The organism is Sporosarcina sp. NCCP-2331 (assembly GCF_023707945.1).
Taxonomy (GTDB): Bacteria; Bacillota; Bacilli; order Bacillales_A; family Planococcaceae; genus Sporosarcina; species Sporosarcina cascadiensis.
In genome coordinates this window covers 14,586-26,828 of sequence record NZ_BRCD01000019.1, presented here as the reverse complement: position 1 = coordinate 26,828, position 12,243 = coordinate 14,586, and the positions used below count along the sequence as shown (strand labels likewise).

9 protein-coding genes are annotated in these 12,243 nt (G+C 40.7%); 8 read left to right on the top strand and 1 reads right to left on the bottom strand.

Features of this window, described 5'->3' with window-relative positions; all coding sequences use genetic code 11:
* Positions 1-6: 6 nt before the first annotated feature.
* Positions 7-708 carry an integrase core domain-containing protein gene (locus tag NCCP2331_RS11800; RefSeq protein ID WP_251670923.1) on the bottom strand — a complete coding sequence of 234 codons (702 nt, stop codon included), beginning with the start codon at positions 706-708 and terminating at the stop codon, positions 7-9.
* A gap of 1,992 nt (positions 709-2,700) precedes the next feature.
* Between NCCP2331_RS11800 and NCCP2331_RS11795 the strand changes: the two genes are divergently transcribed.
* The 8 genes from NCCP2331_RS11795 (at position 2,701) to NCCP2331_RS11760 (ending at position 12,243) form a co-directional block, all read left to right on the top strand.
* The gene (locus NCCP2331_RS11795) at positions 2,701-4,527 is read left to right on the top strand and encodes an S-layer homology domain-containing protein (protein WP_251670921.1); all 1,827 of its coding nucleotides are present in this window, start codon (positions 2,701-2,703) and stop codon (positions 4,525-4,527) included.
* A 139-nt stretch (positions 4,528-4,666) separates the two neighbouring features.
* A complete protein-coding gene (locus NCCP2331_RS11790; protein WP_251670919.1) occupies positions 4,667-5,458 on the top strand; it encodes a hypothetical protein in 792 nt (263 codons plus the stop codon).
* Between the two features lie 186 nt (positions 5,459-5,644).
* On the top strand, positions 5,645-6,394 hold the full coding sequence (locus tag NCCP2331_RS11785) for a YveK family protein (protein ID WP_251670917.1): 750 nt from the start codon (positions 5,645-5,647) through the stop codon (positions 6,392-6,394).
* Positions 6,387-7,091 carry a CpsD/CapB family tyrosine-protein kinase gene (locus NCCP2331_RS11780; RefSeq protein WP_251671013.1) on the top strand — a complete coding sequence of 235 codons (705 nt, stop codon included), beginning with the start codon at positions 6,387-6,389 and terminating at the stop codon, positions 7,089-7,091. The genes NCCP2331_RS11785 and NCCP2331_RS11780 overlap by 8 nt, the downstream gene beginning before the upstream one ends.
* A 53-nt stretch (positions 7,092-7,144) precedes the next feature.
* Positions 7,145-7,912 (top strand): tyrosine-protein phosphatase, encoded by a 768-nt coding sequence (locus tag NCCP2331_RS11775; protein WP_251670915.1) that lies wholly within the window; start codon positions 7,145-7,147, stop codon positions 7,910-7,912.
* 91 nt (positions 7,913-8,003) lie between these two features.
* A complete protein-coding gene (locus NCCP2331_RS11770) occupies positions 8,004-9,830 on the top strand; it encodes a polysaccharide biosynthesis protein (RefSeq protein ID WP_251671011.1) in 1,827 nt (608 codons plus the stop codon).
* A 59-nt stretch (positions 9,831-9,889) separates the two neighbouring features.
* Entirely contained in the window at positions 9,890-10,951 is a 1,062-nt protein-coding gene (locus tag NCCP2331_RS11765; RefSeq protein ID WP_251670913.1) for a Gfo/Idh/MocA family protein, read from the top strand.
* The gene (locus tag NCCP2331_RS11760) at positions 10,918-12,243 is read left to right on the top strand and encodes a nucleotide sugar dehydrogenase (protein WP_251670911.1); all 1,326 of its coding nucleotides are present in this window, start codon (positions 10,918-10,920) and stop codon (positions 12,241-12,243) included. The genes NCCP2331_RS11765 and NCCP2331_RS11760 overlap by 34 nt, the downstream gene beginning before the upstream one ends.

Below are 12,243 nucleotides of genomic sequence, written 5' to 3'. Positions count from 1 at the left end.
AGTGGGCTAAGCTGCTTTCTTATATGTATGATAAAGACCATTCAGTACAGGCATCGCTTCAAGTTTTGTCTCTTCCGCTGAAGTCTGGAGATACGTTGGTGAAGTAATTGGCGTCTTGCCGTCGATGCCTTGATGTGTCCGATCATTGTTATAATAGCTAATGTATTCTCGTAAAAGAAAATGTAAATGCCGCTCATTCAGTGGGATGATGTGGTCCAACAGTTCTCTCTTCACTGTACCAATAACTCTTTCTGCATAAGGATTTTGCCATGGGGAGCGATAAGCCGTCTTCTTCGAAGCGATTCCCGTTGATCGTAAAAAAGCTTGAAATGCTTTGGAACAGAAAATTGGATCGTTGTCATGCAATAAATACTTGGGTACTTTCCCATAAGGTGTTGCGTTTCGAAATTGCTGGATGGTCCATTCAGCAGTCGGGTTTGTAGTGACAGCGAAGTAAACGATTTCCCGGCTCTGATGGTGGATGACGACTAAGCCGTACAACACTCGGAACTTTAATGTAGGGATGGTAAAGAAATCGGTCGCCCACAGATCGTGATGATGATTACTCAGGAACAACTTCCAAGACTGTACTTGTTTTTGCGAAGGAGGCTTCCTGGTAGTAGGCAGGTATTTGGCGATTGTATTGGGTGCAGGCGACATTTCAATCCCTAAAACTAGCAATCTTTCATGAATTTTCTCCGGTGACAACAAGGGGTTTTCCTTATGTATGCGTTTAATCAATTGAATGGTTGCTGGCGATATGTTTGGCCGGCCTGTTTTCTTAGAAATCCGTCGCCAATGGAACTTAAAAGCTGTCCGATGCCACCGGATAACGGTCTCGGGCTGGACTATCGTCAATAGCTCTTCCCAGTGCCCTACATATTTCGAAAGAAACACCCATAGCTGTCGAAATGCTGGTGTTAGCGTAGGCTTAGGAAGCTTCTTTTTCTCGTATCGTTGTACATATAATGCCAGTTGACTCCTAAGAGCAATATTTTCCATTCTGACGGACTGTGTCGATTGGGAGTAGAGCCGTAGGAAGCGACCCAGATAGCGTAGCCATTCCATGCAGTAGTTACGTAGTTTATTAATGTTCATGACGATTCCTCCTTGCTAGTTGCTTTTGTATTCCATTGTAGCTGATTATCAGAAGCTACGGAATATTTGGAAGAGAAGCCTTGCCTCTATATATTACGGGCTTTCGACAAAACATATCTTTTAAATCTGTTGGTTTTAGTTCATCAGCCACCTTATTCTAGTAGATTAAAGAAAAGAAAAGATGATCTAGTGTATTATGAAGCCGTATATTCAGCCCTGAAAGAGAAAGGGTTTGAGACCGTAAATGAAGTACATGATTATATAGGTCAATTTCTGGTCATGCTATCGGATTGCTTATATATAATTGAAAATCACTTCTACAAGATTGTCGCCATCGACATTTATCGAATGAAAGTCAGACTGTTGGAGACAGACGAAAAGTGGACACTGTTATATGACGATTATGATAAAACCATCAAACACAAGTTGTGAATAGAGAAGTTTGAGAAGATTGCGGTGAAAATGGAATGCAAGTATTTGAAAAAGGACTGAATGAATATCAGAAGGTTGAAGAGCATCTGTTGTATTGACTAAATCCAAGTCGTGATATTGCTTTTAATAAGCTCATATTCCACTATACTCAGCAAGGCTTTTATGAAGAGGTATTGAAAACGAATAGGAACTTTTCTACATATAGTTATAAAAACATCAAAATACTAATCATGTATAACCCGGCTTCCATCTATGGAGGCAGGGTTATTTCGATTAATGAAATTCGAAGTGACCAAGCTGTGTTCACCATGTATGTTGTTGTTTTAAAACGCTCTTTATTTTCTTTTTAATCGTTGACGGCATAGTAGCAATGATCATCTCAATGACTTCGGCGTTAGAAATTAGTTTGTAAGGTAGAAAAAACTTTTATCTACGTATTAAACAAATATGAAGCAGACAGAATTAACCGTAACAGCAGAGAAGTAACCGAACTGAAAGCTGAATGCTATCTGGTTGCGTCAATAATATATTTGGCACTGCGGTTGTCCAAGTCCCGAATAATTGAATCACGGAAATAATGTTGCATGATCAATGTCACATTACTAAACTGAATGCTGTTTTGGGAGTAATCATAGGAATTGAGAATTTGAGAAAAGTAATACTCTCTCATGATACAACAATAGACTTTATTGCCATCCATGTTTTAGAGCTCTAGGTAAAGAGATTTTTAGGGAGTGATTATCAAGAAATATAAAAATGGAAGTTCGAGACTCTCACTTTTTTTAAAATAAAACACCGGCATATTGAGCACAAGGTTAAAGCTTTTGACTGCTAGATATTTGGATGCCAATGATAGCTCGTTGTCTAATTTAGGATCTAGCTTATATTCTCCTTCATCTTTCAAATACGGGGGAGTACATCGACCAAATACGACAAAGCGCTAATACGGTTAGGGACTGAAAATAAGTTATAAGTTTTAAGATTAAATAAGGACTTTAATAGTTCCATAGGTGTATGTGTATTTGATTAGAAAAAATCTAGTAATAGGAATAATAAGTAATTTTGATAGCGAATAGATAACGATTAATTAGAAAATAACAGGATAAATATCTAATAATATGCTAAACTAGTTTCTAGGCGATAGTCTATAACAAATAGGAGGTTGAGGAAATGAAAAAAAACAGTTACAAGTTATTTAAAGCGGCTTTAGCTACCACAGTTGCGACGGGCACATTAGTAGCGGTTGTGCCGACTAATGCGGATGCAGCAGAAGTTTTCAAAGATGTTAAGCCGGGAATCCATTATTACGAACCGGTTTTGGAATTAAGTTCACGTGGCGTGGTTAAAGGCTATGACGATGGTACATATCGACCTAATGCTTCTGTAACCCGGGGACAAGCTTCTAAAATATTGGCTATGGTATTAGGCCTGGACACAACAAATGTGAAGGATCCCGGCTTTAAAGATGTCAGCAAAGCGAATGGATATTACGGAGCAATTGCAGCACTTGCAGAAGCTGGTTTTATCAAAGGTTATGATGATAAGACATTTAAACCGAACGACAATCTAAAGCGTTCTCAGATGGCGAAAATTTTGGCGCTGGGTTTTGAACTTGAAGAGCAGGGATTAACGGACAATCGATTTAAAGATATTAAGAAGAGTGACGCTTATGCCGGCTACGTTCAAGCATTGCTGACTAATAACATCACAACAGGTACAACTGCGACAACTTTCTCGCCGAACGGCTTAGTTACACGAGGCCAAATGGCGACGTTTGTAGTACGGACAGAGCAGGCAGTTGCAAAAACCGAAACTGAAGTTGTTCAAGTAAATACATCTATTACAAAACTGAATTCTGACACAGTAGAAACGGCTGCTGGGGAGTTTAAAATTTCTTCGGAGTTAAAAACAGTTTTAAATCCAAATAATCAAAATGTGCTTGCCGATGCTGTGATTGTAGGAGTAGCCAAAGACGGAGTGCTAACGGAAATTAAATCAGTTCAAATTAAGGCTAACGGCACAGCTGAACAGCCACTTGTACTAGATGGCGGAAACGGCATACTTTCCAGCAACATTAATGTAGGCGGAAGCTTCATTGAGCTAAAGAGCCTTACATTGAATGGCGATATCACAATAGGGAACAATCCGGTTGAAAATGCAATGTCATCCAGATTGCTTGTTTCTAAAGAAACGGTACCTGCGCGCATTCAAGGTGTAGTTTTGGGAGACGGATTCGAAATTAAAGGGGAAGCAATTATTTATAGTGGTGTAAGCGATCTGACTATTAATGTAACAATCCCTAAATTAACAATAACATCATCTGTTGAAATAAAAGGCACTGGAACAATTTCTTCATTAGAAATCACGTCTAAAGATGCGAAAGTTAAATTAGATCCGAAAATGACAGTTCAAACTTTGACTTTGCCGGCTGGCACTGCAGCAAAAGATATAATAGAGAACTTTGATGCAGTCAAGGGGAATATCGGTAAAATCGAAGGGGAAATAACAAAGCCTACTCCACCGTCCGCTGGTGATAATGGCAACGGAGGTTCAACAGCACTGCCTGGAAACTCCATACTTAATTCTGCGATTGCTGATCAGGTCAATAGCTTGCCGACGGTTAATGGATTGGCTGTAGCCATCTCAGGCAACATTGTTAATGTAGTATTTGATCAAAGTAAAGACGTAAGAGTAAATGACGTTTCAGGCGTAGCTGAGAATGTTTTCAATGTATTTAAAACAGGAACTACAATTGATCAAGCTGATGTAGCCATTACGACTAACGGGAATTATACACCAATCGCTTCAGCGAGTAATGTAAATACAAATCAAGATTTTTCAACGCTTTGGAATAACGCACTTGCTAAAGCAGGAGTTTCTGGAAATACTCGACTAAGTGTATTGGCAGGAAATTCAATTTCTGTTCATGTAAGTGGAAAAATAAATAATAATGCTTTCAATGATACGTATACTTTCGTATTTTCTAATCTGAATTAAATCCTATTTTAAAGGTCTTCTTCCAAAAAAGGAGAAGGCCTTTTTCTTATTGACTTTAATTCCATAGTTGATAAAATCTACTGTAATCTTTCCAGACTTTCTGTTAAACTTGGAGACAATAGAGAAGAAGGAGATACATATGAAAAAAAAGTGGAAAATCATTATCAGTTCGTTAGTGTTAGTTATTGCTCTGTGCAGTGGTTATCTCTTATACATATTCAAATTCAAGGAGTATGACGTAGCAGATGAAGAAGTATCGAAGATTGTGGATGATCCGTACGAGGTTGAATTACCGGACGGATCAAGACTGATTATGGGGGAAGACGGAAAAAGTGAGATTAAGCCTGCAGACAGCTCTTCTGCTTTATCTGAAGGCGGCTCAGTAGATTCAGTCACAGATGGAACGACCGGATCAACTTCTAATGATCTGCAGTCAGCCGCTGTACAAGGAAGCCAAACCGATCAAGAAGACCAATCAGATCAACAGACATCAACTACCCAGTCGGATAGCCATTCGAATTCATCTTCTGGAAATCCGTCATCTGCAGCTGGAAATCCAACCGTGAAGCCTGACGGCAAGGCAACGGTTGCCTCCATCAAAGGGAGATATGAGCCGACGCTTAATAATCTGCAAGGACAGGTGGATGGCAAATTAAATTCATTGATCGGGCGTGCTAAGAGTGAGTATAGCGCGAAGAAAGCAAATGGGGAGGGCATCGACTTTGGTTATTTCTATAACAAATACATGTCTGCAGCGAACGGCCTGGAAGCACAGACTGATGCGGTATTTGAAGGAGTAGTAGGTGCTTTAGAACGGGATTTGCAGGCAAATGGCTATGACAAGTCCTATTCGCAGAGTGTCCGGGATGAGTATGCAGCGAAGAAGAAAGCAAGTCGTGAAAGTCTTCTAAATAAAGCGATGGGACGATAACAATTAAGCGGATATCCAAAAGGATAAGTTCCTTGTGGATATCCGTTTTTATATATGCAAAAAACATGAACAGGAAGTAGTCTATTAAAACTAGTTATGAAATTAAACTTTGGAAAATAGATACATATTATAAATAGGCTATGATATACTATAACCAAGTTTGTCGAAAAGGAGCACTATATACATATGGAAGAGACTATTAGTTTACAGGAGTTATTTAGCACTCTGAAAAAGCGCCTGGGTCTGATTATTAGCTCATTGGTCCTGGCTGTTGTAATTGCTGCGGTTGTCAGCTATTTCTTTTTAACGCCCATCTATCAGGCATCCACACAAATTTTAGTCAATCAGCAGGAAGCTGAGACACAGGCGTTTAATTCCCAGGATATCCAAACGAATCTACAACTTATAAATACATATAATGTCATTATAAAAAGCCCGGTCATCCTGTCTAAAGTTATCGAAAACTTAGATTTGGATATCACACCGGCAGAATTGAATTCACAAATCTCGGTGAATAGTGAACAAAACTCTCAAGTAGTGAATGTAACGGTTCAGGATCCTGAGTTCTTCCGAGCTGTTGACATTGCGAACACTACTGCAGAAGTGTTTCAGACTGAAATCGTTAAACTCATGAAAGTTGATAACGTCAACATATTGTCGCCGGCAATCAATATAGAGAATCCGTCTCCCGTAAAACCCAATCCCAAGCTGAATATAGCAATCGCTGCAGTCATCGGCCTGATGATCGGTGTAGGTATTGCGTTCTTGCTGGAGTATCTGGATACGACAGTGAAATCAGAGCAGGACATTGAAGAGTTATTAGGGCTGCCTATTTTAGGTCTAGTCAGTCCAATTGCAAATAAAGACGTTGCAACCAGTAGAAGCCGTCGTAAGAAGAGAGGGTCAAAAGCTCGTGTCAAAAAAGCGCATGTTTAAAAAAAAACAAAAAGTCAAACAGTCGGTGGCACGTAAATTAGTTACACAGACAAACCCTAAATCTGTTGTATCGGAACAGTTCAGAACCATTCGTACGAATATTAACTTCTCAATGCCTGACAAAGAGTTGAAATCTTTGCTGTTCACTTCCGCCGCTCCTGGCGAAGGGAAATCAACAAGCTCGGCCAATACAGCAGTTGTCTTTGCTCAAGAAGGGAAAAAAGTTCTTTTAATCGATAGTGACATGAGAAAGCCGACGACGCATTACACATTTTCCCGAATGAACGCAACAGGTTTGTCAAACTTATTGACGCGGCAATGGGAAATAGATGACGTAATTCAACAAACTGATATAGATGGGTTAGATCTGATCACCAGTGGCCCCATCCCCCCGAATCCAGCTGAATTATTGGGATCCAAAGCAATGGACACACTGATTGGCAAACTTAAAGAAAAATACGATTTGCTGATTTTTGATGCACCGCCTGTCCTTTCCGTGACTGACGCGCAGATTTTATCGAATATATGTGATGGAACCATTCTGGTGCTGAACGCAGGAACTACGGAGAAAGACAGTATTGTGAAAGCTAAAGAAGCGTTGGAATCATCTAAAGCAAACATATTGGGTACTATACTAAATAACTTCGTATTACAAAAAGATCATTATTATTATCAATATTACGGCGAAACAGAGTGAAGAGACCCCCAAGTCTTTTCACTTTTCTTGAATAGAAAAGTAGGAGTGAATTCATGATTGATATACATAGCCATCTATTGTTTGGTGTTGACGATGGCCCGGAAACTATAGAAGGCACAATGCGCATGTTGGAAAAGGCAGTGGAAGAAGGCATCACCCATATGGTAGCCACTTCTCATGTATTTAGTCCCCAATATCACGTGCCGGTTCAAGAGGTTGAGAGTCAAGTTCGCATGATTGCAGATATTTTGAAAGCGGCTGATATAAATTTAACCCTATCAACAGGCCATGAAGTGAGAATACATGAAAAATTGGTTAGTAATCTGCTAAACAAAGAAATCCTGACACTTTCAGGATCACGTTATCTATTGCTTGAATTGCCGACTCAACATGTGCCGGCCTATACAGTGAAAATGATTCAGTCCTTGCTAGTAGAAGGCATCGTTCCGATTATTGCTCATCCAGAACGAAACAAAGGAATTGCGGAGAAACCTGAACGTTTGGAACGCCTTGTTCGGCATGGTGCGCTGGCTCAAGTAACGGCTGGAAGTCTTGCGGGCCATTTTGGTAAAAGTGTGCAGAAATTATCGCTGCAGCTAATAGAGGCAAATTTAATTCACTCATATGGTTCGGATGTACATAATCTTGAAACGCGTCCTTTTTTATTCGAAAAAGGACTTGAATTTATATCAAAGAAAATAGGGGCAGAAACGGTAAATGTGCTGCTTGAGAACAACAAACAGATCATAAATGATAAATTATTGACTATCTATGAACCTGAAATTCCAATTTCTCGTAAATGGTGGCAATTAATTGGTTGAAATGATACTATTAATCTATTAATGACATTATTTTTAAATGAAAATGCCTATATAAACGCAAAGAGTTATAGGTAATAAGAGGTGAGGGATGTTGACGGTGCAAAAAAGAATGACAATGCTGATCGCAATTGATTCCGTCATTGTCTTACTATCTATCTATATCGGCTACTTCATTCTTCACCCGTTTACCAATATTTTTCTGAATAAAATGCTGCTGATCAGTGCGGTTACGATTCAAATAGCTCATCACTTTTTCGCCTGGTATTATGGTCTGTATCGTAAAGCCTGGTCATATGCCTCAATCGGTGAATTAAAATCGATAGTGAAAGCTGTGACACTCACGATAGTGGTTGTAGCGGCCGTGCAGTTTGCATTAACGCAAGATGTGTATATACGGGCGTTGCTGATTACGTGGATGCTGCACGTCATGCTGATTGGCGGCTCCCGGCTGTCATGGCGCCTGGTGCGTGATAACGTGGTAAAAGATAAAAGTCTGTCAATGAAACGCACTATGATTGTCGGTGCTGGACAAGCGGGTACGATGATCGCCCGGCAAGTACTGCATAATCCGAGTTACGGCATGCAGCCGGTCCTTTTTGTAGATGATGACCGCTTGAAGCAAGGTCTGGAGATCTACGGCATGCGAGTGTATGCAGGTACGCAGAATATCGGACAGCTCGTAGATATGCATCATATAGATAAGATTGTCATCGCGATCCCATCGCTTAACAAACAGCCCATGGCAGAACTGATGAAACGCTGTGTCGAAACAGGTGTCAAAACCCAGACGATTCCGCGGATTGAAGACTTGATGACCGGTAAAGTATCTGTACAGGATATGCGCGACGTTAAAATTGAAGATCTGCTTGGCCGTGAGGAAGTCGAATTGGACATGCAGGCAATTGCAGACAAACTGACGGATAAAACCATCATGATTACAGGCGCCGGCGGTTCTATCGGTTCAGAAATCTGCAGGCAGGTGGCAGATTTCAGGCCGAAGAAACTGCTCCTTCTCGGTCATGGCGAAAATTCCATCTATACAATAGACATGGAATTGCGCCAAAAAGTTTCAGCGGATACAGAAATTATTCCTATTATTGCAGATGTACAGGATCGGACACGTATCTTCGATGTAGTCAGCGAAATGAAGCCGGATGTCATCTATCATGCGGCAGCGCATAAACATGTGCCGCTCATGGAATGCAATCCAATGGAAGCAGTAAAGAATAATATTTTCGGTACCAAGAACGTTGCGGAAGCAGCACGTTTCTTCGGCGTCTCACACTTTGTACTGGTGTCGACTGATAAAGCAGTCAACCCGCCAAATGTCATGGGAGCCACGAAACGCTTTGCTGAAATGATTGTACAGAACTTGGCGAAAGACAGCGACACAAAATTTGCGGCAGTGCGTTTCGGCAATGTATTAGGTTCACGCGGCAGTGTCGTTCCGCTCTTTAAAAAGCAAATTGCTAAGGGTGGTCCCGTCACAGTGACCGATCCAGAAATGACCCGATACTTCATGACTATTCCAGAAGCTTCGCGTCTTGTTATCCAAGCAGGCACACTGGCACGCGGTGGCGAAGTATTCGTCCTGGATATGGGAGAGCCCGTGAAGATTGTCGATTTGGCGAAGAACTTGATCAGATTGTCTGGCTACGAAGAAGATGAAATTGGTATCCAGTATTCCGGCATACGCCCGGGTGAAAAACTGTTTGAAGAATTGATGAATGAAAATGAACGTCAGAGTGAACATGTATTTCCCAAGATTTATATCGGGAAGGCTACGCCTATGTCGGAAACGGAGCAACGGTATGTGCTGGAGAAACTGCCCGGTATGATGGAGGATGAGTTGAAAGAGATGTTGATTGGGCTGGCGAACCGGAAGTTTGTGGAGGCGCTGGAGATGGATGTGGTGTAGTTGCCACAAGATAATTTCCTAATCGTCGTTTAAAATCTAAACGTTAGAAGGTTATAAAAGTGAATTTCGCAATAGTAGGATGCGGCTTTATTGCTAAAAAGCATGCTCTCGCAATCCAAAATATTAAAGATGCTAAGCTAGTAGCTGTCTGTGATCGATTACCAGAACTTATGGAACCCTATGTGAAAGAATATGGCGCATTACCTTATACGAGATTAGAAGAGTTATTGCAAGACGAATCTATTGATGTAATTAATATTTGTACTCCGAGTGGAACACACGCCGCGATTGCAGAATTGGCTGCGCAGCACGATAAACATATTATTGTTGAAAAACCCATTGCCATGACTTTGAACGAGACAGAACGAATAATAGAAGCAGCGAAACAGAATGATGGAAAACTTGCAGTTGTACATCCGAATCGCTTCCGTCCTGTAGTAATGAAACTACAGGAAATTTTGGAACAACAACTGTTGGGCACAATCAGTCATGCATTATGTATTGTTAACTGGAATCGGGGTCAAGACTATTATGACCAAGCATCATGGCGCGGAACGAAAGAGCATGATGGCGGTGTACTGATGAACCAAGCTATACATAATATAGATTTACTTTTATCGTTCATGGGAACTCCGATAGAAGTATTCAGTATGGAAGCAACTAGATTGCGAAAGATTGATGCTGAAGATGTTTCTACTGGAATCATCCGTTTTGCGTCTGGCGCACTTGCTACGGTCCAAGCATCTACAACGGTTTATCCAAAAAACTATGAAGAGTCTATTACTATTTTCGGAGAAAAAGGAACGGTGAAGATAGGCGGAACGAATGCATTGTTTTTCGAAACGTTGGATATTCAAGAAATGGATGAAACGGTAACTGACGATTATATTAATGAAGTGAAAAACGATCCTTGGGGCACACCAGGTCATGAACAAATCATACAAGATATGATTTTTGCCATCCAAGAGAATCGCCAGCCAGCAGTAACAGGAGAAGATGGTCGAAATGCATTGGATGTAGTTTTGGCATTTTATCAATCTGCTAAACTAAATAAACCTGTTAGTATCCAGAGAAGGGAAGATAAAGAATGCCAGCCACAAAAACATTCTCAGAAAGCTTAATCAGCAAGTTGCAAAATAAAACCGCAACAGTCGGTGTGGTTGGACTGGGCTATGTTGGCCTTCCATTAGCAGTTGAAAAAGCAAAAGCTGGTTTCTCTGTAATCGGTTTTGATGTGCAAGAAGAAAAAGTACGAATGGTTAACGAAGGAAAGAACTATATTGGTGACGTAATTCAAGAAGACCTTGAAGCATTGGTTCAGGCAAACCAGCTAAGAGCGACAGACGATTACACATTTATCAGAGATGTTGATGCGGTAGCTATTTGTGTACCAACTCCTCTGGATATTTATAAGCAGCCTAATATGGAGTATGTAGAGAGTTCTGCCAAAGCTATTGCGAAACATATCACTCCTGGAACATTGGTAGTATTGGAAAGCACGACTTATCCTGGTACAACGGAAGAATTGATTAAGCCAATTCTAGAAGAAAGTGGACTGGTTATAGGACAAGATGTTTTCTTAGCTTATTCGCCTGAGCGTGTAGATCCAGGTAATAAAGAATTCAACACGAAAAACACACCCAAAGTCGTTGGTGGGATAACGGAAACATGTACTAAAGTGGCGGCAGCTATGTATCGTGCTGTTTTGGATGGAGATGTGCACGAAGTATCTAGTCCTGCAGTGGCAGAAATGGAAAAGCTGCTCGAGAATACGTTCCGTAATATTAATATTGCCTTAGCTAATGAAATGGCTATTCTTTGTTATAAGATGGGGATTGATGTATGGGAAGTTATTGACGCAGCAGCTACTAAGCCTTATGGGTTTATGCCGTTTTATCCGGGACCTGGTTTAGGGGGGCATTGCATACCGATTGATCCTTGGTATTTGACTTGGAAAGCACGTGAGTACAACTATCATACGAAGTTGATTGAAACGGCTGGAGAGATTAATGATAGTATGCCGGATTTTGTGGTGCAGCGTTGTGCGGAGATTTTGAATGAGCAGAAAAAGGCGTTGAATGGCTCGAAAATTTTAGTGCTTGGTGTTGCATATAAAAAGGATATAGATGATTACAGAGAATCACCTGTATTGCCGATTTTAGATCGTTTAACGAAAACGGGCGTTGAATGGGAAGTAGCAGATCCCAATATTCCTGAGTTTAGATTGCATGGAGATGTAGTGAGTACAGTGGAAGTGACTGAAGAGAAGTTGAAGGAAGCGGATCTTGTGGTGATTTCTACGAATCATAGTGTGTTTGATTATGGAATGATTGGTGAGAGAAGCAAAGCGATTTTGGATACGAGAAGTACTTATGGAATGAATAATAGTCAGTGCAACTATTATAAGATTTGA